Genomic DNA, 25,219 nt, shown 5'->3' on the forward strand with positions numbered 1-25,219 from the left:
GGATGCCGACCATGAAAAAAATCACCCGTCTCCTGGCCCTGACCTGTCTCGCGCTGGCGATGACCATCCGCGTCGCCTCGGCGGTGGAGCTGCTCGTCTACACCGCCCTGGAGGACGACCAGATCCCCGTCTACATCAAAAGCTTCCAGGAAAAGTATCCCGACATCACGCTCAAATTCGTGCGCGACTCCACCGGTGTCGTGATTTCCAAGCTTCTGGCCGAAAAAGACAATCCCCAGGCCGACGTGGTCTGGGGCACAGCCGCCACAGGGCTCATCCTGCTCGAAGACGCCGGGCTCATCGAACCCTACGCCCCCAAGGGCCTGGAGCGCATCAACGCCCGCTTCCGCGACGGCCGCACGCCGCCCACCTGGGTGGCCGACGATATTTTCGAGACCGGTTTATGCGTCAACGGCCTGGAGCTGGACACCAAAAAGCTCCCCGCCCCGGCCTCCTACGCCGATCTGATCAAGCCCGAATACAAAGGTCTGGTGGTCATGCCCAACCCAGCCTCCTCCGGCACCGGCTACCTGACCGTCTCCGGGATCATGGCCCTTATGGGCGAGGAAAAGGGCTGGGAATACCTGGACAAGCTGCACGAGAACATCGCCATGTACACCCATTCCGGCTCCAAGCCCTGCAAGATGGCCGGAACTGGCGAATTCCCCATCGGCATCTCGTTCGGCTACCGGGGCGTCATGCAAAAACGCAAGGGCGAGCCCGTGACCCCCGTCTTCCCTAAAGAAGGCTCGGGCTGGGACTGCGAAGCCAGCGCGCTGATCAAGAAAAAGAACATGAAGCCCGAGGCCAAGGTCTTCCTCGACTGGGCCATCTCCGATCCGGCCATGGCCGAATACGCCAAGAACTACGGCATCCTGGCCGCCGACAACGTGGCCGGGTTCACGCCTCCGGCGGAGTATCCGGCCAATCCCGTGGACCAGCTCATCAAAATGGATTTGACCTGGGCCGCCAAGAACCGCGACCGCATCCTGGCCGAATGGGAAAAACGCTACGGGGCAAAGTCCGAAGCCAAGAAATAACCTCGCCATGCCGGGGGGCGGTCGCCGCCCCCCGGCCGGAGATCCGCATATGGGCACCCCCCCCCCGCCCCCGCCATTCACCTGGAGATGTGGGGCATCAAAAAAACGTTCGGCGCCTTCACGGCCCTTAAGGAAATCAGCTTCAAAGTCCATCGGGGCGAGATGGTCTGTCTGCTCGGTCCCTCGGGCTGCGGCAAGACCACGGCCCTGCGCGTCATCGCGGGTCTTGAGGACCACGACTCCGGCCGGGTGTTCATCGGTGGCCGCGACGTGTCGCACATGCCCATCTCCAAACGCAACGTGGGCATCGTCTTCCAGTCCTACGCGCTTTTCCCCAACCTGACCGTGGAAGGCAACGTGACCTACGGCCTGCACGGCCGGGGCATGTCCCGCCAGGACATGCGGCAACGGGCCGCCGGGCTCCTGGATCTGGTGGGCCTGCCCCAGGCCGGGGAAAAATATCCGGCCCAGCTTTCCGGCGGCCAGCAGCAGCGCGTGGCCCTGGCCAGGGCCATGGCCCTGTCCCCCGACGTGCTGCTCCTCGACGAGCCGCTCTCGGCCCTGGACGCCAAGGTGCGCGTCCATCTGCGCTCCGAGATCAAAAAACTCCAGCGCGAGTTGGGCGTGACCAGCATCCTGGTCACCCACGACCAGGAAGAGGCCATGACCATGGCCGACCGCATCCTGCTCATGGAGGGCGGCAGCATCGTCCAGGACGCGACGCCCGACGACCTCTACGACCATCCGGCTACGGTCTTCGCCGCCGGGTTTCTGGGATCCATGAATTTTCTGCCCGTCAGCTACGACAGGGCCGCCGCAACGGCCGCCATGGGCCAGGCCCGCCTGCGCGTGCCGGACGAGGCCGCACGCGGCGACGTCGGCACGCGGGCCGTCCTGGGCATCCGCCCCGAGGACGTCATGCTCGTGGAGGATGGCCGGGGAATCGTCGATTCCTCGGAGCCCAACCTCCTGGCGGTCCGGGCGGACTCCCTGGAATTTCGCGGAGCGCTCTACCGCATGCGGCTAGTGGCCGAGGAAGGATCCAGTCTGGAACAGGCCCTTTTCGCCGACGTCACGGCCAGACAGGTGCGGCGCATGGGCCTTGGCGAGGGAAGCCGCCTGCGCGTCTGCCTGCCCCTGGCCCGGCTGCACCTTTTCCCGGGCGCGACCGATGAGGCCATGCCGGACAGGGACGCCGCATGAACGCGACAGCCCAGGCCGTCCCCGCCGCCCGCCCGTCCGCCCTGTCCGACATCCTGGCCGGCCGCGGCATCCGGGGGGTGTTCATCGCCCTGGCCGGACTGTGGCTTACGGTCACCGTGGCCCTGCCGCTTGTCGGCCTTTTGTCCAAGAGCCTCTACGCCACCGACGGGCAGTTCGCGGGATTTGCGAACTTCCTGCGCTTTTTCACGGAGCCGAGCCTTTTTTCTTCCCTGACCCACAGCCTGTGGGTGTCCTCGCTGACCACCCTGGTGGCCGTCCCCCTGGCCTTCGTCTACGCCTACGGCATGTGCCGGGCGAACATCCCGGGCAAGACCGTGTTCCGGGCCCTGGCCATGTCGCCCCTTTTCGCGCCCACGCTCATGCACGGCATCGTGCTCGTCTACCTGTTCGGCAAAAAGGGGCTGGTCACCACCGGATTTTTCGGCCACACCCCGGGCTTCGACATCAGCCTTTACGGCCACGTGGGCATCATCATCGCCGAGGCCCTCTACGCCTTTCCCCCAAGCTTTCTCATCCTCTCCACGGCCCTGTCCCTGACCGACGCCAGGCTCTACGAGGCCGCCGCATCGCTTGGGGCCTCGCGTTTCCGCATCTTTCGCACCGTGACCCTGCCCGGGGTCAAATACGGCCTCATGAGCGCGATATTCATCAGCTTCGTCTCCAGCTTCACCGACTTCGGCGCCCCCAAGGTGGTGGGCGGCTCCTACAACGTCCTGGCCACGGACATCTACAAGCACGTCATCGGCCAGCAGAACTTCGTCATGGGAGCCACCGTCAGCGTCATCCTGCTCATCCCCACGGCCCTGGCCTTTTTGGCCGACTACCTCATCCAGCGCCGCCAGGTCTCGACCATGGCCGCCAAGGCCGTGCCCTACGTCCCTCGCCGCAACAACGCCCGCGACCTTCTGGCGTTTTGCTCCTGTGGCCTGATCAGCCTGTGCTTCATCATCTATCTGGCCACCGGGCTTTTCGCCTCCCTGGTGGATGTGTGGCCCTACAAACTTGGACTCGTGCTCCGCCACTACGATTTCACCGGGGCCGGAGGCGGCGGCTACACGGCCTTTTTCAACAGTCTGCGCATGTCCGCTTATTCCGCCGTCCTGGGCGCTTTCCTGGCCTTTTTCACGGCCTACGTCCTGGAGAAATTCAAGGAATATCCGCGCCTGCGCCTGGGCTGCGCCGCCTTGTCGCTTTTGCCCATGGCCCTGCCGGGCCTGGTCATCGGCCTGGCCTACATCTTCTTCTTCAACTCCCCGGGGTGGAGCCTCCTTGGCGTCCACATCCCAAACCCCTTAAACTTCCTCTACGCCACCATGGGCATCCTGGTACTCTCCAACCTCGTCTACTTTCATACCGTGTCCTTTCTCACGGCCCGCACGGCGCTCAAGCAACTCGACCGGGAATACGAGGCGGTATCCGACTCCCTGGGTGCGCCCTTCACCCGCCTGCTGCGAACCGTGACCCTGCCGGTCTGTCTTCCGGCCGTCATAGAGATCGGCTACTATTTTTTCGTGCGCTCCATGACCACGCTCTCGGCCGTCATCTTCCTGTACAGCGCCGACATCCCCCTGGCCGCCGTGGCCGTGGCCAACATGGACGACGCCGGGGACACCGCCGCAGCCCTGGCCATGTGCGTGCTCATCGTGGCCACCAACCTGGTGGTGCGCATGGTCTACGGTCTATGCACCGCCGGCGTGCGGCGAAAGGCCAGGGTGTGGATGCAACGGTGACGGTGATCAAGAAAAAACGGCAGGAGGGTGGCGGCGGGGGAAATGCCACCGGCGGCCCAAAGGGGCTCGGCCCATTTTGGAATCCCCGGGCCGGGGAAAGCGTGGACCAGGGCGGGCGGGTTGGGAATTTGCGCGCAACAACAAGAAAAAGGAACAACAGATGCAGGATGCAAAGCTGTCGCACGTCAAGGCCGTGATTCTCGACTGGGCGGGCACCGTGGTGGACCACGGCTGCATCGGCCCCGTGGCCGTATTCATTGAGGTCTTTGCCCGCCACGGCGTGGAGGTCACCACGGCCCAGGCCCGAAAGCCCATGGGGCTCATGAAAAAAGACCATGTCCGGGCCATGACCCGCGACCCCGGGGTGGCCGCTGTCTGGCGCGACGTCCACGGCCGCGATCCGGACGAAAAGGACGTGGACGCCATGTATCTTTTGACCGAGCCGCTCATGGTCGGCTGCATCGCCGCCCACGCCGATCCCATCCCCGGCGCGCTTGACGCCGTGGCCGCCTTCCGGGCCATGGGTCTTCCGGTCGGCTCCACCACGGGCTACACCCGGCCCATGATGGACATTATGACCAGGGAGGCCGCCGCCAGGGGCTACGTCCCGGACACCATGGTCTGTTCCTCGGACGTGCCCGCCGGACGCCCCTCGCCGTTTATGTGCTACAAGGCCGCCCTGGATCTGGCCGTCTATCCCTTCTGGGAGATGGTGAAAATCGGCGACACCGTGTCCGATGTGGCCGAGGGGAAAAACGCGGGCATGTGGACCATCGGCCTGACCCTTCGCGGCAACGAGATGGGCCTGACCGAGGCCGAGCTGGCTGCCCTGCCCCAGGCCGAAAAGGCCGCCCGCCTGGCCGGGATCGAGGCCCGGCTTACCGCCGCCGGAGCGGATTTCCTGGCCCCGGACCTGGCCGCCTGCCCGGCCGTCGTGGCCGGAATCGAGGCCCGCATCGCCAGGGGCGAACGTCCGGGAGGCGAATAATAGCCATGGCCGACCATCCGTCGCCGCCGCCTCCGGGAGAAGGCGACAGCAACGCCTCGCCGCGCCGGGCTGCGTGGCGCGCGGGCCTTTCCCAGTCCGCACGGGAGCTTTTATCCCGCGACGAGAAGGTCTTTTTGCGTCAAAGCCTGTCCACGCCCTGCCTGGACGCCCTGTCCGGCTGCGTCGGCTCCACCCTGACCACCCTGGATGGCCGGGAGCTTCTGGATTTCCACGGCAACTCCCTGCATCAGGCCGGACACGCCCACCCCGAGATCGTGGCCGCCATCAAGGGCCAACTCGACGCCATGGCCTTTTGTCCGCGCCGCTTCACCAACGAACCGGCCGTGCGCCTGGCCGAGGAGCTCGTCGCCCTGGCCCCGGGGCGGCTCGGCAAAGTGCTCTTCGCCCCGGGCGGAACCCTGGCCGTGGGCATGGCCCTGAAAATCGCCCGGCTGGCCACGGGCCGCTTCAAGACCGTGTCCATGTGGGACGCCTTTCACGGGGCTTCGCTGGACGCCTGCTCCGTGGGCGGCGAGGCCCTTTTTCGAAGCCGCATCGGCCCCCTTTTGCCCGGCACGCAGCACGTCCCGCCGCCCGACCCCTACCGCTGCGTGCTGCACCCCGCAGGCTGCGACGGCTGCGATCTGGCCTGCGCCCGCTACCTGGACTACGTGCTGGAAAAGGAAGGCGACGTGGGCGCGGTGGTGGCCGAGCCCCTGCGCTGCACCACGGTGAACATCCCGCCCAAAGGCTACTGGCCAGCGGTACGCGCCGCCTGCGACCGGCACGGGGCGCTTCTGATCCTGGACGAGACCGCCACCTGCCTGGGCCGCACCGGCAAGATGTTCGCCTGCGAGCACTTCGGGGCCGACCCGGACATCCTGGTCTGCGGCAAAGGCCTGGGCGGCGGCATCATGCCGCTTGCGGCGGTCATCGCCGACCCGGCCCTGGACGTGGGCCGGGATCTGGCCATCGGCCACTACACCCACGAAAAAAATCCCACGGCCTGCGCCGCCGGGCTGGCCATGCTGCACATCCTGCGCCGCGACGGCCTGCCCGGCCGGGCCGCATCCCTGGGGGAGACGGCGCTTTCCCGCCTGCGCGACATGGCCGCCCGCTTCCCGATCATCGGCGAGGCGAGGGGCCTTGGGCTGTCCCTGGCCGTGGAGCTGGTGCGCGACCGCACGACCCGCGAGAAGGCCGCGGACGCCGCCGACGCTGCGCTCTACCACTGCCTGGCCCGAGGACTGTCCTTCAAGACCTCCCACGGCAACGTGCTGACCCTGACCCCGCCCCTGACCATCTCCGAAACCGACCTCAACCGGGCCCTGGACATCGTCGAATCCGCCCTGGACCTCGCAAGCGCGCCAAAGGAATAACGCCATGGATCTGTCCTGCTACCCTGACAACCCCTATATCCTCCTGACCCCGGGGCCGCTGTCCACCTCCAAGTCCGTCAAGGCCGCCATGTTGCGCGACTGGTGCACCTGGGACGCGGACTACAATTCCATCGTCACCGACCTGCGCGAGCGTCTGGCGAAGATGGCCAGCGATACGCCGGACTACACCGCCACGCTCATGCAGGGCAGCGGCACCTTTTGCGTGGAATCCTGCATCGGCACGCTGATACCCGAAGGCGGCGCGCTGCTCGTCCCGGCCAACGGGGCCTACGGGGCGCGCATCGCCAAAATCGGCAGGATGCTGCGCATCCCGGTCATCGAGGAGGATTTCGGCGAAACCTCGCCGGTCGATCCGTCCCGCGTGGCCGAGCTTTTGGGCGCACATCCCGAGGTGACCCATGTGGCCGTGGTCCACTGCGAGACCACCACCGGCATGCTGAACCCCGTGGCCGAGATCGGCGCGGTGGCCAAGGCCGCCGGGAAGATCTACATCGTGGACGCCATGAGCAGTTTCGGCGGCATCCCCATGGACATGGCCGCCATCGGGGCCGACGCCCTGATCTCCAGCGCCAACAAGTGCATCCAGGGCGTTCCCGGCTTCGGGTTTGTCCTGGCCAGACGGGCGGTCATGGAGGCCTGCGCCGGACAGGCCCGGTCCTTGAGCCTCGATCTGTACGACCAGTGGCAGGCCATGGAGCGCGGCGGCGGCAAGTGGCGTTTCACCTCGCCGACCCATGTGGTGCGGGCCTTTGCCCAGGCCATGGACGAACTTGCCGCCGAGGGCGGCGTTGCGGCCCGTTTCGCCCGCTACAGGGCCAATCAGGCCGCCCTGGCGGACGGCATGGCGGCCCTTGGCTTCAGCACGCTGTTGCCCCGCTCCCTGCAATCGCCCATCATCACCTCGTTTCTCAATCCCGCCCACCCCGACTACGCCTTCAAGCCCTTCTACGAGCGGCTCAAGGCCAAGGGATTCGTCATTTATCCCGGCAAGGTGACCTCGGCCGACACCTTCCGCATCGGCAACATCGGCGAGGTCTATCCCGCCGACATCGAACGCCTTCTTGCGGCGGTCAGGCAGTCCATGTACTGGTCGGCGTAACCCCGCCGTCGCCGCGCATCCATGATCCATACGGCCGTCCCGGCCTCTGCGGGGCGGCCGGAAAGGCCCGGGCCAAAAACGCATGAACGCCGTCGTCCTTACCCTGGTGCTGCTTTCGGCGGTGCTCCACGTTCTGTGGAACACCCTGGTCAAGACCTGCGACGACCGGTTGTCTTTCGCCTGGCTGACCACGGTCCTGGGCGGCGCGTTCCTCATCCTTCCCTTCGGCTACGTGCGCCTTTTCGCCCCCGGCCATATCGACGCGGATGTCTGGCTGTGGGCGGGCGTGTCCGGAGCGTTCCAGGCCCTGTACGTGATGCTCCTTTTCGCGGCCTACGGCCGGGCGGACCTGTCCGTGGTCTATCCGGTCAGCCGGGGCCTGGCCCCCCTGGCGGTGATGCTTTTTGCCGGAAGGTTCGTTGGCGACGCCGTGGGGCCGCTCCAGGCGACGGCCGTGGGGCTTGTGGTGGCGGGCACGGTGGCCGTGGGCCTGACCACCCGCAACGGGTTCGGCCGCATGTCCCGTTCGGGGCTTTTCCTGTGCCTGCTCACGGCCCTGGCCACGGCCGGGTATTCGCTGGTGGACCGCAAGGCCATGAGCCTTCGCCCGGCCCCCGGGGCCACGGAGTTTTTGTTTCTATCCTACCTGTTCCTGACGGCCGTTCTGACGCCCTGGGCCCTGATCCGGCGGGGCTGGCGCGGTCTTTTCTCCCAGTGGCGCGTCAATCGTCGCGACGTGATCCTGGTCTCGATTCTCACCCCCCTGTCCTATCTGTGCATCGTGGCCGCCATGGGCATGGGCAACGTGGTGCTCATCACCGCCGGGCGCAACGTGGGAATCCTGTTCTCCACCCTGGCCGGGGCCTGGCTCTTGCGCGAACGGGTCACCCGGGGCCGGGTCTTCGGCACGGGCGTGATTTTTTGCGGGCTGGTGCTTCTCCTCCTCAACTAGCCAGCAACGCCTGCCCTGGTTGCGTCATCTCTTTCCAACCGGGTGCGTCCTGCGGCGAAATCCCGCAACACGTCGCATCAGCCGCACGGTTCTGCGCCTGCATCTGGTGCTCGCGGGCGGCGTTTTCAAGCCTGTTCCGGATAACGTCCAGACGGGACATCGCCTGATCCTTCATGATTCTTGCCCAATGCGACGCATCTTCGCCTCCAGTCGAACGCCGCTTATACATGGCGCATGTATCGGATGAAGCATGGGCACGAATGGGGATGGCCATGCTTTCCTTTCAGGGCTTTCCCGTGGTATCGTCCCGAAACCCCATGCACTCCCGATACGCGACAGACCGCCTGAGCGCCCGTGAGGCGGCCCCGTAGGGCGCTCCATGAGGGAATCTGATGGAAAAGCCCCCGACGCCTTCCTTGAACATGCCGATATCATACAGAAATAAGGAGATACCCCATGCCCCGTGAATCGAAATTCGACGCCGTGACGCTTCGTGCCCTCATCAACGAAGGAAAATCCGCCCAGCAGATCATGGACGCCCTCGGCGTCAAAAAGCCCATGCTGAAGGCGTATGTGGCGCGGCTGATGATGCTGGATGAAAAATTCTACAAGATCGCAGGCATGGACGGCCGGGCCGCGAGCGGCTCGCCGGAGTTCAAAAAGACCGGCCTGCACCTGGGGGCGACCCTGCTGAATAATTACGGTTTCAGCGAAGGGGATGCGTTCCGGGTTTCGTCGCCCGAGGCCGGGAAGATCGTGTTGGAGAAGGTTTAGCCTACAACTTTTATGTGCATATGGCGAAAAGAGGCCCACTTCGTCCTGGGAAGTTGGTTGGCGCGGGTCATTTCCTTCACATTGGCGACCTTCTCCCAGCACCTTACCGGCGTGCCACCCTATCCAGCCAGGGTGTCAAGAGAAGCAACCCAAGGGAACCCGTCATGTCTCCCCTAGGAAAACCTTTTCTTCAGAACGTCGATCATTGTCGGACTCAACTGCTTGAAAAGTTCTGCATTGCACGACGGGTACGAATTTGTTTTATGAGCAGGAGAACCATACAAGCCGCTTTGTAAGGATGGAAACGGCCCATATCCTGTCACTTGCGGCCATTTGATAGTCAGATCCAAAGCGCCGTTCTGCGCTCGACTAGGATCCATTGTCTCGAGAGCAATACCCTTGTAGTTGGCAAGATTCGGCGTATTAGGAGTCATGTTATTCTGCAGTATTTGTTCCGTTGCAATGGAGTAATAACGTGATGTTGCGGCTGGCGTTCCATCAGCCACCGCCGGATCGACGTTGGTTGCAACGATGGACACGGTATAGTCTGTGTTCAGGTGTATCGTGAATGTTCGAAACTGTTGGGGAAAATCCCTTAGTGAAGAGGTTTCGACTTGCCAAAAGCCATTTTGAGGGGTGTTGGTATTGGGTGATGGAAATGCTTTGATTGTATTAAAATGGCGATGCCCCGATATCCACATGAGAAGATTCGGAGTGTTCCAGAGTTCGTTCACTAACCCGTTCAAAGAGACGGCATTGTGTTCCGTGGCGTTCGGGTCTTTGTCAGACTCCCACCATTCCATATCGGAACCGATGGGGGAAACACCGATCGGTATGTGGGCGGCGATGATCATCAACTGGTTGGCCGTCTGGCCAGCAGCAAGCTCATCCTGAAGCCAGCCCCACCGTTCGGCGTCAAGGAATCCATGTGCGTGAAAATCGTGGGAGCCGTCGGTATCCGACTGGGTATCATCCAGCACGATAATCTTAAGCGGTATATCGGACTTCGGGACAAAACTATAACAGGCAAAACCCTTTTCAATTTTTGAAGGGTCGACCAGATTGAAGCCGTGGCCGATTGGCGTTGTGGCTGTATGAAAAAATTCCTGCATCCATTGGGTCTTCGTCACCGCGTAGCGAGCACTGTCCGCCGTGACAGTCGGAGGCGAAGAGTACTGTCCAATGGGTCCAGCCTTGACAATTGCGCCGTCAGCGGTTGCCCCGTCGAGCACGCCCATGTAATCGGACCGCTCTTTCAGGCTGGCCGAGACATCGTACATGCATGGGAATAGCGCCCCTGCATCGACAGGGGCTAACAATCCGGAAGCCATGACGTTACCGGTGATATACGATTGCCGAAGGCCGAGGGTGCTATCGGCGTCGACCGGGAGGGTACCTATCCAGAAATGATCATGGTTGCCAAGAGTCTGATACCAGGGGATGGATGGGTCGAGCCCGGCGGCCTGGAACGTCTTTTGGTAGTCAATGGTCAGGTTCCCTCGCAGGTCGCCGGAACAGGGTGTAATGACCTTGCCGTCTATGACGTCAATATACCATCTCAACTCGTTGTGTTGCGAAGTATTGCTTACATCTCCCAAGGATATGCCGAAATCGAACGGCGTTGTCTTGTGAAGCGCGTTTATCGTTTGGATGGCGGCATCGAGAACCTGGGTCGTACACATCATAACAGGAGAATATATTGAAGAATTTGCAAAACAAAAGGGATCAACCTGCTGCGTAGAGATGAGCTGGTTCGGGGATTCCTTGTCGGTGATATGGACATCGGTGAAGGAAAAGAAACTTGAGAGTTGGTGTCGTCTTTGCGGTGAAGCATTGCTGTATCCGTTCGGCATGATATCGGTTCGCTGCACGTTCTCGAGCCCAGGGCCAAACGTAGAGTTGCCGTAGCCGTACGTACTGTACTGGGATATCTGCGGAAGCTGGGACGCCGTGAGCCCCGGCGAGATGGCGGGGAAAACCAGCACCCGGTCTTTCGTCGTAAGGACAGTGGCATCAATCGGGTAGGTTGGAGCCTGACCGCTGACAGAGGCCTCAGATGAGCCTGAAGTCGATCTGCCCAGATAGAGAGCTGCGGCCATTCCAACGGAATATTTCATGAACTTCCGCCGCGTGATGGGCTTGACCATATTCAAGTCGTCGCTTGGCAAAATACCGCCAGGCCTTTTTGAATCCCCTTTTGCCATGACTTCCTCTTTCGACCGATCATTTTATGCAGCCACTCGTAAACGACCAGCACACATGAACTGAAGCATTTATCCTTATCATATTTAAAGACATTGAAGTTGCTTACGTAGCGATGACAAGCAACTATTTTAAACTCGAGAGACGTTTTCTAAGCAACGGTTATTGAACAGACAGCCTCCCGGGTCACACCGTGGGGCTCTATTTGTTCTCGGAGGGTGGGGGCCTCTTCGGTTGTCGCCTTTTCCCACACCAGTCACTCTTTCCCTACTCTATGGATTTTGCTTGGCAGGAACCGTTTCGTCCATAGCCAAGAAGGTCAAGACGATCCGGGTGAAGGCGGCTGGCGCTTCAAATTGCAAATGGTGCGTTCCACCTTTGAACTGAACCAACCAGGCGCCAGGGATAAGACTCGCCAAAATCTTTGAGCTCTTGGTGCCCACGACAGTATCCGCCGTTCCTACCAGCAACATGACCTGATTCTTGATCTGCGCCATCTTTTTCAAAGGGGTCTTCCAGCCCATGGCAGCCTGAATTTGTTTTTTTATCGTAGGATTATCAGGCAAAGCTATGTGCTTGAAAACATCGGCAACGGCTTTTCCATCTGTTGAAGTGGCGTGGATGATAGCCTTGTTGATGCGATCAGGAAAGTAAAGAAGCAAATTTTGTGTGGTCACGCTCGATTGAGAATACCCAAGCACGTTTGTTTTTTGGACTCCAAGTGCATCCAACAAGCCAATAACGTCTTGAGCGAAAAGACGATACGTGAATTGTTGGCCATTATCCGTAGAATACCCCATTCCCCGGTTGTCCATGACGATCAATTGATACTTTTTCGACGCCTCTTCGATTAATTCAGGGACCCAGCTCTCCATCGTGCCGCCAAGCCCGGTAAGCAACAGCAGTGGTTCACCGGAACCGACCAACTTGTACCCGATTTTGATCCCGTTGGCGTTTATCTGGTAAATGTCGTGGCCTTTGGCATCTACCGCTACCTTTTCACCCACGGGGACGATGTCCTTGGCCCAAGAGAAAGAAGTGCTGATCCCCAAAAGTATCATCAGCAGACACGAAACGCAGAGGGTGACTCCTGTGAGTCTGAAACGATGGAGCATATTATCCTCATTCCTGAAGAGGCAATTGATATTCTGGGAAATCCTGGTCCGCCTCATTGGGAAATCCTGGCGCGTGAAGAGTGGTGACTTTCCTGCTCACGTTCTCTGGCCACGTAACAATAGATTACACGCATGTGCAAGGGCGTTGACAAGGGCGTCACTTTTCGGCGCTGATTTTCTTGGCCTTCAAGATGTCGAACGGCGGCGTCCATGGATGAGTCGGGAGTTGTCGTTTCCCCGCCCCGGCCCTTCCCCAGGACCGGCCTCTACCGCCCCCAAAATCTGTGCGATGAGAAGCCTCGTTCTTCACGTCAGCGAATTGGGCAACCCGGCGACAGGCTTCACGGCAGGATGGCGAACACCCGGGCCGGGAATCCCGACCCCTCCTTCGGCTTGGGAAACGTCGCCACGACCAGCGCGCCGGATTCCGGAACCTCGTCCAGGTGCGCCAAAAGCTCGATCTGATAGCGATTGCGGCCCAGAATGTAGGCCTCCAGGGAATAGTCATTGCGCGATGTCGCCGCGCCCGGGTCCGTGTCCGTCGTCTCGTGGCCCGACGCCGTGACGCCGCGCTCCTCATAGAGATACCGCAGCACCTCCAGGCTCCAGCCGGGCGTGTGGGAGATGCCGCCCGCGTCCTTGTTCTGCATGGCGGCCATGTCCGGCCAGCGTGCGGACCAGTCCGTGCGCAGGGCCACGAACGCCCCCCGGGGGATCTGGCCGTGGCGCGTCTCCCAGGCCCGGACGTCGTCCATGGTCACGGTGTAGTCGGGGTTTTTGGCCGCCGCCTCATGCACGTCCAGGACCACCAGCGGCAGGAGCATCTCCTTGACGTCGATCTGATCCACGGTGCGAAGCCCTTGCACGAAATGCGCCGGGGGGTCGACATGGGTGCCCCACTGCCCCACATGCGTGAAAAGCTGGGCATAAAACCCGCTGCCCTTGGTCCCCTGGCCCGGTTCATACCCATAGACCGTCTGGCGCGTCTCGTCGGGAAAGCCCGGCCAATGCGGAATCCCCGGCGCGAAGGCATGCGTCAGGTCCACGAAACGTTTGCTAGCGATGACTGTCCAGGCGTCGGCCAGGGTCAGGCCGTCCGCCGCCGGGCAGGCGGTCGCCGAGGCCAGGGCAAGGCAGATTGCCAGGGGGAGAAGGAGCGTTTTTGCGGACATGGGAAGCGCCTCCGTATGGCGAGGGACAAGACGGCGATGCGTCAGGGATGTCCGTGCGTAGCGGAGTACGGTGAGAAAAGAAAGCTTGGCGATGGCGATAGGGACGACACGGATACTCGACAGCAAACATACGTCACATGCGCCATATTACGCCTTGATCGCCTCCCTCGCGGCCCGTTCCAGGGTCTCGGCGGCAAAGGCGTTCAGGCTTTTTCCCGTCACTTTGGCGGCGGATTCCGCCAGACGGTGAATTTCAGGCGAAACCCGGACCATGAAGCGGCCGGAATAGGGTTTTTCGGGGGGCTTGCCGATCTCCGCACAGGTGGCCAGATAATCGTCCACCGCCTCCTGAAAGGCTAGGCGCAACTCGTCAACGGAACGGCCGGTGAAGTGAATCACGTCGCGTATTCCGGAAATTTCCCCATGAAAGGCGTCGTCGCCAGACTCGAATTCAAACGTCCCAAGATAGCCTTTGTACTGAAACGCGTTCATTGTTCGATCTCCATTTCGCACAGGAATCGGCGCACGGACTTGACCGCGCCCTTGTCCAGAACCGGCCTGGGGTGCGGCCGGTGAATGCGCAGGATGGCCCCGTCCGCCGAGACGAAGCGGACGCGCGACCCGTCGCCTTCAAGTTTTCGGCAGCCAAGCGCGAGTAAAAGCGCCTCCACGGCGGACCATGCGATATCGCCCCGCTCGGGCTTGGCGAGGATGGCTTCAAGTGTCCTGCGAAGCCGACTATTCATGTTTTTATGATATCATTCTATGATGCGAAGTCAAGTTTTCAAGATCGTGTGGATGGATGGCGGGCCGTAATCAGGGTTTCAGCGGTAGCAAAGATGGGCTGCGCCTGGGGCGCAGACCGGAATCCAAAAAGAAACGCCGGATTCGCTTCCGCGATATTGACCAGGGTGGACGCTCTCCATAGTATCCGAAATATCCTCGGCCGTCGGCCGAGCCGAGGGGAAAGCCGCCCGGCGGATCATGGATGCTTTCGGGGTCACAAAGCCGATGGTGAAATCCTCTCTGGCGCGGTTGATCCAGTTGGAGGAGCAGTTTTACACAATCAATGGCATGGAAGGCCGGGCCGTGAGTGGTTCGCCAAACATTATAAAGACCGGGCTGCACCTGAGTGCGGCCCTGTTGAGAACGGGCCGCTTCAGCGAAAAGGATGTTTTTCGGGTTTGGGTGACGGATGAGGGGAAGATGGTGTTGGGGCAGAAGCGGTAAGGATATGGGGGGAGGCTTGGCGCATGCTCAAAATGACGAAAACATCCGTGCCGATCAGCGTCGCCGGGCTCTTGATTATCCCCTTGATGTTCGCTGACCTTGGCGCTGCCTGTTCACGGATATTGTGGAATACGAACACGCAGGCTGTTCTCGTTGCCAGGTCGATGGATTGGAGTGCACCATTTGGCGACAGGCTCGTTTTGAACCCCCGAGGCATTCACATGCAAGGGTGGCCGGGAGAGAGCCCGGCGACCTGGATCTCCAGGTATGGGAGCATCACGGTTGTTCCTTATGCGTTCAGCTTGGCCTTCCTGAAGAGTCTCGACAGCGGCTCAAACGCCGCCAGGAATCTCGACCCCCTGGCGGATGGGAGTTCGGAAGGCATGAACGAAAAGGGGCTTGCCGCGCATCTTCTCGCGTTGGAGGCCACGGCCTACGAAAAACGCGACACGGGGAAGCCGCGCGTTCACCCTGCCCGCCTGCTGCGATACGTCCTGGACAATTTCAGCACGGTGAAGGATGCCGTCGCCGCGCTGCAAACCATCCAGGTCGTTCCGCTCGTTGGCGAAACGGTGTACCCGCAACATATGGCTCTCGATGACGCCACGGGAGATTCAGCGATTATCGAGTTTCTCGACGGCAGGATGGAAATCCACCACGGACGGGAACATACGGTGCTGACCAACGATCCGCCATATCCTGACCAGCAGGAAAATCTCTCGCGATATGCGGGCTTCGGCGGCGTGCGTGAAGAACTTCCCGGCGGCGTTGAATCCCTTGATCGTTTTGTCCGGGCCGCGACATTTCTCAAAACCCTGCCCGAACCCAAAGACCGCACGGAAGCCGTCGCGTTTTTATCCAGCGTCATCCGCAATGTTTCCGTGCCGTTTGGTGCGGTGTACCATTCGTTGCCGGGATCACCGACATACCCCACTTGGTGGACGGCAGTCTCTGACTTGAAAAATCGCACCTTCTTCTTTCACATGACCCGCAGCCTGAATGCCCTGTGGGTACACCTCGACAAGGTGGATTTTGCAGCTGGTAGCCCCCGGCGTGTTCTCGATCCTGGCCGGAATGATCTCGCGGGCGATGTCACGAATCGGTTTGAGCCGGTTCCGGCTGGCGGATGAGTGGACGGAGTTTCGAAGTTCCAGAAGACTGGGTTGCACCTGAGTGCGGCTCTCCTGAAAAATTACGGCTCAGTGATGGGGATGCGTTCCGGTTATCGGTGGTGGAAGAGGGGAAGATCGTGTTGAAGGAAATTTAACAAGATTGTTTTCAGGAATATTTAAATAGGTCAAAATTCTAGTTTAATAGGCGAAAATTGATATCAATTAATTTTGGATATAACTATTTATTGACAGATACTGACCGTGGCGCAAAAATTACTAGATATACAAGCTTAATAGAATATAGAAAAAAATGAAAACAAAGCATTTTTGGTTTATATCCCTTGCAATGGGAATCTATATATTTCTAGCGATTTATTTTTATCGTCTTTTTGTGGGCACGGAATTTTCAATGAAAAGTTCTACATGGGGCGAGTTCGGAAGTTATATTAGTGGTGTTATTGGAAGCGTCATCGCTTTAGCTAGTTTTTTACTTCTCCTTGTCAATATTCGATTGTATAATGATGAGATTATGAGTGTTAAGGAAACTCTTAAAATTTCTCAGATGAAAGATAAGCGTGATGAGCTAGTGATGTATATACATATGCTAGAGCGTGATATAATGTTTCTCCTTGATGAGGATATATCTTTGCCATCAGGGCGCGGTATTTTAAAATTAAAGCGAGTGCTCAAGGAGCACGCGAATGTCGTCGACCTGAAGTCGATTCAACAATATTTACTATATTTGGAGTTGGCAAAACAAGTTGTAACCCTCGCTGAAGAACTTGATAAAATTTCTAGCTACAAACGCTCAGAAGAATTTTATAAAAATAAGTATCCAGGTGTGTAGAGGTATTTATGCACAAAAATTTGATCAATGGACTGGTTGATTGTTACCGTAAAGTTCTTGATAGTTATGATTTCAAAAATCCGATTGACTATCATTCTGTCAGTCTTTCCAGAGTTAGACCTGGTTCGCTTCAAGGTTCAGACTTAATCAAGGCTGATGATAATTCTCAAACATTGAGTTTGTCTCCTGACAACACAATGCTTAATAAGATATTTAATTATTGCATGAGTATTCAGGAGGCCGGCACGGGTAAAAAAGCCCTTTTTCGTACCATTTATACTTTCCCTGCTGTAGCGGATGATTTGAATCGATTTATTGATTATGACTATGATAACAATGACGAACTAAATGTCCCCATTAATTTAACACCAAAGCAGGTTGAAGATTTTTTTTATTTTTTGTGTGACAAGGCGCTTCAAGCAAAAGAACTAAACAACAATATTTATAATTTAAGACAGACTCGTTTTATATTTACTGGAGATGTCGGGTCTGGGAAAACTACTTTTTTTAATTATATATTTTCAATGTATTACGATAAGCTTGATGAATTAGAAATTATTTGGGTTCGACTGGATTTGACAAAAGACGCTTATTCTAATCAAGAGGTTAAAGATGCATTGATTGCCCATACTTCGTATATTATTAAAAGATTCTATAAAGAAAAAATCGGTGGTGATTTTGCTACAGAGGCACTTAAGTCGATCTCAGTGCTTTACGGAGAAGATGTTGCAAAAAGTGCCATAACTTCTTTTTTGTCGGACAATTCTCGCCCACAAAATTCTTCCTCAGAACTGCATAAGAATTTACAGCTAAAATTAGTTAAATACATCAGTAGAAAATATGCTTTTATTTATGTTTTTGATGCACTGGACAATCTGCGAACAGACAGTGATTTTGTTGATAAAATTAAGCAGTTTAAAGAAATATTTTATGATGAGGGTATTAAGTGTGTTATGATTGCAGCGATGAGAAACCTTTCACATTTTCTTTTTCTGAAATCGCTGTCGGCTAATGAAATAATACAAGAATCTGATATGCGTGGGCAGCCACGAGTTTATAAAATCTTACCCCCTAATCTTAAGGGTGTTATTGAGAATAGGCTTAATTATTTAACGGATTGTTTTGAATGGCTATTTTATGCGCATAATCGTTCTAAAGAAAAAATTGCGAAAATACGAAACCTGAGAAATGTTAGCCGTGTTTCAACTTTTTTTTGGGTTGATGATGAAAATATCAACTATTATTATAAAGTTTTTATGTATTATGTCAGGCGTGGTTGTCTTTTTGATAGAAAAAAATACTACCATAGAAATGATGTTACCATAGACTCTGCCTATCTAGCTCTTGAAAAACTTGTTGGTACAAATTTCAGGCTTTTGCTAAAATCTTTAAATCAACTTCACAAATGTTTTTTAGATGTTCTGCAGCAATTGAATATTAGCCCTGAGGAAGTTGTTGAAATTTTAAAAAATCAAGACTCTGAAGAAACTGATTCGAGAAGGTTGAGCGCTGAAAAACTAAACGAAATACTTAGTAAGCACCATGCGGTCATTAAAACACTTCTTGCCTCAAATGGGATTTATAAACATCCTTTTTTTTACGATGAAATAGACGGAGAGTTGCAAGCGTGTCCGCAGCAAAGTTTTAAACACCCCTATATAAAGAGTTTGTTTCATGGTGCAAATACGACTCATCGGTGTCAAATATATCACTTGCTGGCAAAAATACGTCTTTTACAGTACTCAAAAAAATTTATTTTTGAGCATGATACGAAGCCACTAGAGTATTTAAGTACACACTTCGGCTATAATGCAGCGCAGTTGAAATTTGATCTGAATGAACTTCTTGTTTATAATATGATCAAAGCATCTCCTGTTGAAGAGGATTTGAAACGCGTTTTGAAGTACAAATTCCACATATCGGTTATTGGCGAGAACGCTTTGTCGCAACTTATTGGCGAATTAAGCTATACGAGGATAGTTTTAAACGACATACTTATACCGTCTGTTTATGCTGATAAATTGACGCCTCTGTTTGAGTACACTGAGAATACCAAGTTTACAAACAGATCTCGGTTGCTCGGATCGGTTGTCGTTTTTCTTTTGATGGTAAAAAGCATAGAGTGCCAGGAGAATGAATTTTATGAATTGCAAAAGTCTGAGATACCTTTTTCTGAATGGGAAATATTTCCTGTTTTAAGGGATAAATTTTTAAGTGTATTTAGATCTATGTTGGCTGACAAAAAAAATGTTTCATGCAACTTTTATAAAAGAGTCGTTGACAAAATTGATAAATTGAATTTGTTTCAGGAGAGTGTGTCTGACAAGTCTGTCTCATCACTTTTTGATGATGTTTTTATTCAGCTTCAAAGTTTAAAATAATAGTTAATGTGCCTTTGTAGTTTAATTTATATTTTTTATTTATATCAACTGTAGATTGACTTATTTTATAAGTTATTTCTTTCTGATGTAAAAATATACGTTTCAACAATTTTAATTACATATTTTTCTTGAGAAACAGATTGTTTTCTAGATATGCTTTTATGATGTTGACTATGTAAGTAATTACTTAAAATTGTTATTGATGAGTTCATTTGTCTGTAACAGGACATATTCGTTACAATTTCCACTCATGAGCCTAATACGATCATGCCTTCATAATCGTTAGAATGGTAAATCTCCCTCTGTACAGTGATAGTATTCAACTGACACCGCCATCCCCGGCGGGGTAGCGATTAGGCTGCATCTATATCCTTGTCCGCTTCGGATTCCTCGAAGGGGAAGAGGTCTCCAGAGAAAATACTGCCCGGCATCCGGCCGGTCCTCCCCCGCGCCAACTTCGCCAACGCCCTCCCTCAAAAAATTTCCTCTTTACCCCCGGGCCAATCTTGACTTCCCCACTGGTTTGGGGCAAGTAACCCATTCCCGTTTGGCCCTTAGGACCGTAGCTCAGGGGGAGAGCGCTTGCTTGACACGCAAGAAGTCAGGAGTTCAAATCTCCTCGGTCCTACCATGTAATCCCGGGGAGGCCCTGGCCTCCCCTTCTTTGTATTGAGCGTCGCAGATGACGCGCGGGCGGGTTCCAACCGCCCTGGGGAGATGGCGCCGTGCAGGTCCGTGTCGAGGACAAAACAGTGGAAGCCGGACAGGGCGAAGCCTGTGGCCAGGTCCTGGCCAAGGCCCTTTCCGGAAAGCGTGTCAAAAACACCCTCCTATGCCGGTGCGGCCAGACCCTTATCGATCTGACCACCCCCATCCCTGCCGACTGTCGCGAGCTCGAACCCGTGTCCGCCGACGCCCCCGAGGGCCTGGAGGTCATCCGCCACTCCGCCGCCCACATCATGGCCGAGGCCGTGAAAAAGCTCTTCCCCTCGGTCAAGGTCACCATCGGCCCGGCCATCGAGAACGGCTTCTACTACGATTTCGCCTTCGAGCGCCCGTTCACCCCGGAAGACCTGGAGGCCATCGAGGCCGAGATGCGCCGCGCCGTGGCCGCCGACATCCCGTTTTCCCGCCGCGAGCTGCCCCGCGACGAGGCCCGGGCCTTTTTTGCCGATGCGGGCGAGGACTACAAGATCGAGATTCTAGACGAGATCGCCAAGGGCGACACCGTGTCCTTATATAGCAACGGCGCGTTCACCGACCTGTGCCGCGGCCCGCACATCCCGTCCTCGGGACACCTCAAGGCCTTCAAGCTTTTGTCCGTGGCCGGGGCCTACTGGCGCGGCGACGAAAAGCGGCCCATGCTGCAACGCATCTACGGCACGGCGTTCGCCTCGGAAAAAGACCTCAAGACCTACCTCCACCATCTGGAGGAGGCCAAAAAGCGCGACCATCGGCGCATCGGAACCCAGCTCGACCTGTTCAGCTTCTCCGACGAGGCCGGGCCGGGCATGGCCATCTGGCATCCCAAAGGCGAGCTGATCCGCACCATTTTGGAGGATTTCGAGCGCCGGGAGCACCTGCGGCGCGGCTACCACATTGTGCGCGGCCCGCAGATTTTGAAGCGCGAGCTGTGGGAGCGTTCCGGGCACTACGAAAATTACCGCGAGAACATGTATTTTACGGCCATCGACGAGCAGGTCTACGGCGTGAAGCCTATGAACTGCCTGGCCCACATGCTCATCTACAAATCAAAGGTGCGCAGCTACCGCGATCTGCCGCTGCGCTACTTCGAGCTGGGGGTGGTGCACCGCCACGAGAAATCGGGCGTGCTGCACGGGCTGTTGCGGGTGCGCCAGTTCACCCAGGACGACGCCCACATCCTGTGCCGTCCGGACCAGCTTTTGGAGGAGATCACCGGCGTCGTGCGCTTCGTGCAGGACGTGGTGGGCCTTTTCGGATTCGATTTCGAGGTGGAGCTGTCCACGAGGCCGGAGAAATCCATCGGCAGCGACGAGGACTGGGACCGGGCCACCACGGCCCTGACCGAGGCCCTGGACGCGCTCGGGCTGCCGTACGAGATCAACGTCGGCGACGGGGCGTTTTACGGCCCCAAGATTGACATCAAGCTCAAGGATGCCTTAGAGCGCCGGTGGCAATGCGCCACCATCCAGTGCGATTTCACCTTGCCGGAACGCTTTGATCTGGTTTACACGGACTCGGATGGAACCCGGAAGCGGCCGGTGATGCTGCATCGGGTGATTCTTGGCGCGGTGGAGCGTTTTCTGGGCGTTCTGATCGAGCACACGGCCGGGGCGTTGCCCACGTGGCTGACGCCGGTGCAGGCCCGGGTGCTGACGGTCACCGAGGCCCAGGACGAATTCGCACGCCAGGTCATGGACCGGCTGCGCGAGGCCGGCATCCGGGTCGAACTGGATGATCGCAACGAAAAGCTGGGCTTCAAGGTACGCGAGGCCCAGATGGAAAAGATTCCCTACATGCTGGTGATTGGGGACAAGGAAAAGGAACTCGGCGGGGTCAACGTCCGGCTGCGCTCCGGGGAAAACCTGGGGCTCAAACCACTCGACGAGGTGGTTCTTTTGATTCTGGCCGACTGCCAGGAACCGTTTAAGCGTGGAGGTATGAGCTATAAATTCTGCTCCCAGTGAACCCCGGTGCAACCACAGGATTCGCGCCCGCGAAGTGCGGGTCATTGCGGATGACGGTCAACAATTGGGCATCATTCCCACTTCCGAGGCCCTACGCATCGCCCAGGAAAAGGGGCTTGATCTGGTCGAGGTGGCGTCTGGCGCCGAACCTCCGGTCTGCCGCATCATGGATTTCGGGAAATTCAAGTATCAGCAGCAAAAAAAGCAGCAGGAAGCCCGGAAAAAGCAGACTGTCATCCAGCTCAAGGAAATCAAGGTCCGCCCGAAGACGGATGAACATGACTATCTGACCAAGCTCAAGCATATCCGGCGGTTTCTCGAGGCCGGAGACCGCTGCAAGGTCACCGTGTTTTTCCGAGGCCGCGAGATTGTGCACAAGGACCGGGGGCTGACCATTTTGAACCGGATCGTGGTCGATCTGGGCGAACTGGCCAAAACGGAGCAGGAGCCCAAGTCCGAGGGCCGTACCATGACCATGCTTCTGGCCCCGCAACCAAAGAAGTGATCCCCAGAAGTGATCCCCCGGTCGCCTGCATGGCCCGGGAATCCATAAAGGAGTCCGCAAATGCCCAAGATGAAGACCAATAGAAGCGCCGCCAAGCGTTTCAGCGTGACCGGAAGCGGCAAGTTCAAACGGCGCCGTCAGAATCTGCGTCACATTCTGACCAAGAAAAACGCCAAGCGCACCCGCCGCCTGGGCCAGGGAACCCTGGTCGATTCGGCCAACATCAAGGCCGTCAAAAAGCTTCTGCCCTACGCCTAGCGTCGGCATTGGCCCGCGTCTACCCCGGGTGAGCGCCATGGGGAATGGGTGCGGTCCAGGTCATGGCCCCGCAGGAAACGCGGGGAGGCAAGGCTGGTAAGACAAGGCTGGAAGGCGCGCCTGGCGCGCCGAGGTCAAAAGTCCATCGAGTGGTCCCGGGTGCTCCCCCAAAGACCCTCGCCACAAAAAAAGCGCGTGAGACGTTTCGGTGCGGTCAGCCGCCCCGCGCTTTGACACCACTTACGGATGGCGTGTGCGCCGTCCGTCCAAGGAGATGAAGCCATGAGAGTAAAAAGAGGGCAGGCCGCCCATAAGCGGCATAAAAAATATTTGAAGTTGGCCAAGGGCTACGTCGGCGCGCGCAGCAAGCTGTACGAAACCGCACGGGAAACCGTCGAACGCTCCCTGGCCTACGCCTACCGCGACCGCAAGACCAAAAAGCGCGAGTTCCGCAAGCTGTGGATCATGCGCATCAACGCCGCCGCCCGGGAACACGGCATGTCCTACAGCGTGTTCATCCGCGGACTGGCCCTGGCCGGTGTGGAACTGGACCGCAAGGTTCTGGCCGATCTGGCCGTGCGTGAAAAGGACAGCTTCGGCAAACTGGTGGAGCTGGCCAAAGCCCAGGCGGTCTAGGCGTGTCGGCGCCGACCCTTCTTTCCGAACTGGAAAGCCTGGTCGGGGAGTGCGTGTCGCTCCTCGACCAGGCTTCGACGTTCGAGGCCCTGGAAGATGCCCGGGTGGCCTATCTCGGCCGCAAAGGGCGTCTGGCCCAGGCCATGGCCCTTTTGCCGTCGCTTTCCGCCGAGGAGCGCCGCGAGGCCGGGCAGGCCGCCAACCGCGCCAAGCAGACGCTCACCGAGCGCCATGACGCACGACTGGCCGAGCTGTCCCGGGCCGAGAGCGCGGCTAGGCTGGCGGCCTTCGACCCCTCCCTGCCCGGCCGGACGCCCTTCGCCGGGAGCCGCCATCCCGTGAACCTCGTGACTGCCGACATCTGCCGCGTCTTCGAGCGGCTGGGCTACGACATCGTGTCCGGTCCCGAGATCGAGACCGACTATTACAACTTCGAGGCCCTGAACATGCCCCCGGAGCATCCCGCCCGGGACATGCAGGACACCCTGTACATCTCCGACTCCATCGTCCTGCGCACCCACACCTCGCCGCTGCAGGTGCGCACCATGCTGTCCAAAAAGCCCCCCGTGGCCGTGGTGGCCCCGGGCAAGGTCTACCGCCGGGACTCGGATCTCACGCACACCCCCATGTTCCATCAGATCGAGGGGCTGTACGTGGACCACGACGTGTCCATGGCCGACCTGCGCGGCACCCTGACCCATTTCGTGCGCGCCATCTTCGGACCCGGGACCAAGGTGCGTTTCCGGCCGAGCTTTTTCCCCTTCACCGAGCCCAGCGCCGAGGTGGACATCTCCTGCGTCCTGTGCGGCGGCACGGGCGTGGCCGGAGAGGGCGCCTGCCGGGTGTGCAAGGGCACGGGCTGGGTGGAGATCCTTGGCTGCGGCATGGTCGACCCCAACGTGTTCGCCAGTGTCGGCTATGATCCCGAGCTCTATACCGGCTTCGCCTTCGGCATGGGCGTGGAGCGGGTGGCCATGCTCAAGTACGGCATCGGCGACCTGCGCATGTTCTTCGAAAACGATATCCGGTTTTTGCGCCAGTTCGCGTAACGTCGAATCCCGGCGGCGTCCCGGGGAATACGGCGGTGGCCCATGCGCCTTTCCGACGAGGAAAAACAAGCCATAGTCAGCGTGGTGGCCTCCTTTGATCCGGCGGCAGAGGTCTACCTGTTCGGGTCGCGGGTGGACGACGCCAAAAGGGGTGGGGACATCGACCTGCTCATTTATTCCGGGCGCATGGACCGCACGGTGCGCCGGGCCATCCGCCGGGCCATTTTGGACCGCATAGGGGAGCAGAAGCTGGACATCGTCACCGCCAAGGCCCCCGGCCACGCGGCCGAGCCCTTTATCCGGCTGGCCCGGCAAAACGCCGTGAGGCTGACATGACGGCGCGGGACCGACTGGACAATCTGCACCGATGCCTGGAGGCTCTTGATGCGGCGTCCGGATGGCTTGCCCGCTCTTTCGGACAATGCCGGGACATCGGCGGGGCAAGGCCGTATTCCGCAGAACAGTTCGACGCCTTCGAGACCCTGACCAGCCGGTTCGCCAGGACCGTGGACATCCTGATCCACAAGGTCTACCGGGCCGTGGACGCCATGGAGATGGAAGACGGCGGGACGATGCTGGATGTGATCAACCGGGCGCACAAGCGGGGGCTGCTCGATTCCGTGGAGCGCCTGCGCGACATGAAGGACATCCGCAACGAGATCGCCCACGAATACAGCCAAAACTCCCTGGAAGACCTGTTTGCCGACGTTGTGTCCCTGACGCCGGAACTGTTGGCCCTCACGGACAGAGCCCGCATATACTGCGCAAAATATTCGTCCGACAGGAACAGGCCCTAAGACTTCCGGCCCTTCGGCCTGTCCCCGGCATCCTTCGAC

General features: G+C 58.0%; 25 protein-coding genes and 1 tRNA gene. 20 read left to right on the forward strand and 6 right to left on the reverse strand.

Annotated elements, in window-relative coordinates:
• The first annotated feature begins 11 nt into the window (after nt 1–11).
• The 7 genes from GD606_RS08830 to GD606_RS08860 all read left to right on the forward strand — a co-directional run bounded on the left by GD606_RS08830 (nt 12) and on the right by GD606_RS08860 (nt 8,433).
• Nucleotides 12–1,040, forward strand: a complete 1,029-nt coding sequence (locus GD606_RS08830; protein ID WP_163301144.1) for a putative 2-aminoethylphosphonate ABC transporter substrate-binding protein — start codon at nt 12–14, stop codon at nt 1,038–1,040.
• 87 nt (nt 1,041–1,127) lie between these two features.
• Nucleotides 1,128–2,243 (forward strand): putative 2-aminoethylphosphonate ABC transporter ATP-binding protein, encoded by a 1,116-nt coding sequence (locus GD606_RS08835; protein ID WP_176629260.1) that lies wholly within the window; start codon nt 1,128–1,130, stop codon nt 2,241–2,243.
• Nucleotides 2,240–3,994, forward strand: coding sequence for a putative 2-aminoethylphosphonate ABC transporter permease subunit (locus tag GD606_RS08840; protein WP_163304021.1), 1,755 nt, complete (start codon nt 2,240–2,242; stop codon nt 3,992–3,994). Before GD606_RS08835 ends, GD606_RS08840 begins: the two co-directional genes overlap by 4 nt.
• A 160-nt stretch (nt 3,995–4,154) precedes the next feature.
• Nucleotides 4,155–4,982 (forward strand): phosphonoacetaldehyde hydrolase, encoded by an 828-nt coding sequence (gene phnX / locus GD606_RS08845; protein WP_163301269.1) that lies wholly within the window; start codon nt 4,155–4,157, stop codon nt 4,980–4,982.
• A gap of 5 nt (nt 4,983–4,987) precedes the next feature.
• Nucleotides 4,988–6,361, forward strand: a complete 1,374-nt coding sequence (gene pbfA, locus GD606_RS08850) for a (R)-1-hydroxy-2-aminoethylphosphonate ammonia-lyase (RefSeq protein ID WP_163301268.1) — start codon at nt 4,988–4,990, stop codon at nt 6,359–6,361.
• 4 nt (nt 6,362–6,365) lie between these two features.
• On the forward strand, nt 6,366–7,481 hold the full coding sequence (gene phnW / locus GD606_RS08855) for a 2-aminoethylphosphonate--pyruvate transaminase (protein WP_163301267.1): 1,116 nt from the start codon (nt 6,366–6,368) through the stop codon (nt 7,479–7,481).
• Nucleotides 7,482–7,563: 82 nt separating this feature from the next.
• Nucleotides 7,564–8,433: an EamA family transporter gene (locus GD606_RS08860; RefSeq protein WP_163301266.1), complete on the forward strand. Its 870-nt coding sequence runs from the start codon at nt 7,564–7,566 to the stop codon at nt 8,431–8,433.
• Here the strand turns inward: GD606_RS08860 and GD606_RS08865 are convergent.
• On the reverse strand, nt 8,426–8,707 hold the full coding sequence (locus GD606_RS08865; RefSeq protein WP_163301265.1) for a hypothetical protein: 282 nt from the start codon (nt 8,705–8,707) through the stop codon (nt 8,426–8,428). The two genes, GD606_RS08860 and GD606_RS08865, sit on opposite strands and share 8 nt — an antisense overlap.
• Before the next feature lie 182 nt (nt 8,708–8,889).
• On the opposite strand from GD606_RS08865, the gene GD606_RS08870 reads away from it, so the two are divergent.
• On the forward strand, nt 8,890–9,207 hold the full coding sequence (locus GD606_RS08870; RefSeq protein ID WP_163301264.1) for an ArsR family transcriptional regulator: 318 nt from the start codon (nt 8,890–8,892) through the stop codon (nt 9,205–9,207).
• Nucleotides 9,208–9,380: 173 nt separating this feature from the next.
• Here the strand turns inward: GD606_RS08870 and GD606_RS08875 are convergent, their stop codons facing one another.
• The 5 genes from GD606_RS08875 to GD606_RS08895 form a co-directional block, all read right to left on the reverse strand.
• Nucleotides 9,381–11,411: a TIGR03768 family metallophosphoesterase gene (locus tag GD606_RS08875; protein WP_211922107.1), complete on the reverse strand. Its 2,031-nt coding sequence runs from the start codon at nt 11,409–11,411 to the stop codon at nt 9,381–9,383.
• A 270-nt stretch (nt 11,412–11,681) separates the two neighbouring features.
• Nucleotides 11,682–12,524, reverse strand: a complete 843-nt coding sequence (locus GD606_RS08880) for an alpha/beta fold hydrolase (RefSeq protein ID WP_163301263.1) — start codon at nt 12,522–12,524, stop codon at nt 11,682–11,684.
• A gap of 341 nt (nt 12,525–12,865) precedes the next feature.
• Nucleotides 12,866–13,696 carry a cyclase family protein gene (locus GD606_RS08885; protein ID WP_163301262.1) on the reverse strand — a complete coding sequence of 277 codons (831 nt, stop codon included), beginning with the start codon at nt 13,694–13,696 and terminating at the stop codon, nt 12,866–12,868.
• Between the two features lie 147 nt (nt 13,697–13,843).
• A complete protein-coding gene (locus tag GD606_RS08890) occupies nt 13,844–14,188 on the reverse strand; it encodes a type II toxin-antitoxin system HicB family antitoxin (RefSeq protein ID WP_163301261.1) in 345 nt (114 codons plus the stop codon).
• Complete coding sequence (locus tag GD606_RS08895; protein WP_163301260.1) at nt 14,185–14,442, reverse strand: type II toxin-antitoxin system HicA family toxin; 258 nt, start codon at nt 14,440–14,442, stop codon at nt 14,185–14,187. Before GD606_RS08895 ends, GD606_RS08890 begins: the two co-directional genes overlap by 4 nt.
• Nucleotides 14,443–14,680: 238 nt before the next feature.
• On the opposite strand from GD606_RS08895, the gene GD606_RS08900 reads away from it, so the two are divergent.
• The 12 genes from GD606_RS08900 to GD606_RS08955 all read left to right on the forward strand — a co-directional run bounded on the left by GD606_RS08900 (nt 14,681) and on the right by GD606_RS08955 (nt 25,180).
• Complete coding sequence (locus GD606_RS08900) at nt 14,681–14,926, forward strand: ArsR family transcriptional regulator (RefSeq protein WP_211922106.1); 246 nt, start codon at nt 14,681–14,683, stop codon at nt 14,924–14,926.
• 23 nt (nt 14,927–14,949) lie between these two features.
• Nucleotides 14,950–16,056, forward strand: a complete 1,107-nt coding sequence (locus GD606_RS08905) for a linear amide C-N hydrolase (RefSeq protein ID WP_163301259.1) — start codon at nt 14,950–14,952, stop codon at nt 16,054–16,056.
• Nucleotides 16,057–16,348: 292 nt separating this feature from the next.
• Entirely contained in the window at nt 16,349–16,885 is a 537-nt protein-coding gene (locus GD606_RS08910) for a hypothetical protein (protein WP_163301258.1), read from the forward strand.
• A gap of 8 nt (nt 16,886–16,893) precedes the next feature.
• Complete coding sequence (locus GD606_RS08915; RefSeq protein WP_163301257.1) at nt 16,894–19,266, forward strand: hypothetical protein; 2,373 nt, start codon at nt 16,894–16,896, stop codon at nt 19,264–19,266.
• 556 nt (nt 19,267–19,822) lie between these two features.
• Nucleotides 19,823–19,897, forward strand: a tRNA-Val gene (locus tag GD606_RS08920).
• A 94-nt stretch (nt 19,898–19,991) separates the two neighbouring features.
• Nucleotides 19,992–21,935: a threonine--tRNA ligase gene (gene thrS / locus GD606_RS08925; RefSeq protein WP_163301256.1), complete on the forward strand. Its 1,944-nt coding sequence runs from the start codon at nt 19,992–19,994 to the stop codon at nt 21,933–21,935.
• Entirely contained in the window at nt 21,916–22,440 is a 525-nt protein-coding gene (gene infC / locus GD606_RS08930) for a translation initiation factor IF-3 (protein ID WP_163301273.1), read from the forward strand. The genes thrS and infC overlap by 20 nt, the downstream gene beginning before the upstream one ends.
• A 60-nt stretch (nt 22,441–22,500) precedes the next feature.
• A complete protein-coding gene (rpmI, locus tag GD606_RS08935) occupies nt 22,501–22,698 on the forward strand; it encodes a 50S ribosomal protein L35 (protein ID WP_163301255.1) in 198 nt (65 codons plus the stop codon).
• 282 nt (nt 22,699–22,980) lie between these two features.
• Nucleotides 22,981–23,334, forward strand: coding sequence for a 50S ribosomal protein L20 (gene rplT, locus GD606_RS08940; protein WP_163301254.1), 354 nt, complete (start codon nt 22,981–22,983; stop codon nt 23,332–23,334).
• A gap of 2 nt (nt 23,335–23,336) precedes the next feature.
• Nucleotides 23,337–24,383 (forward strand): phenylalanine--tRNA ligase subunit alpha, encoded by a 1,047-nt coding sequence (gene pheS, locus GD606_RS08945; protein WP_163301253.1) that lies wholly within the window; start codon nt 23,337–23,339, stop codon nt 24,381–24,383.
• A 42-nt stretch (nt 24,384–24,425) separates the two neighbouring features.
• Nucleotides 24,426–24,719 (forward strand): nucleotidyltransferase domain-containing protein, encoded by a 294-nt coding sequence (locus tag GD606_RS08950; RefSeq protein ID WP_163301252.1) that lies wholly within the window; start codon nt 24,426–24,428, stop codon nt 24,717–24,719.
• Nucleotides 24,716–25,180: a HepT-like ribonuclease domain-containing protein gene (locus GD606_RS08955; protein ID WP_163301251.1), complete on the forward strand. Its 465-nt coding sequence runs from the start codon at nt 24,716–24,718 to the stop codon at nt 25,178–25,180. Before GD606_RS08950 ends, GD606_RS08955 begins: the two co-directional genes overlap by 4 nt.
• Nucleotides 25,181–25,219 lie beyond the last annotated feature (39 nt).

The sequence above is a fragment of the Desulfolutivibrio sulfodismutans DSM 3696 genome (genome assembly GCF_013376455.1).
In the GTDB taxonomy this organism is placed as follows: Bacteria; Desulfobacterota; Desulfovibrionia; order Desulfovibrionales; family Desulfovibrionaceae; genus Desulfolutivibrio; species Desulfolutivibrio sulfodismutans.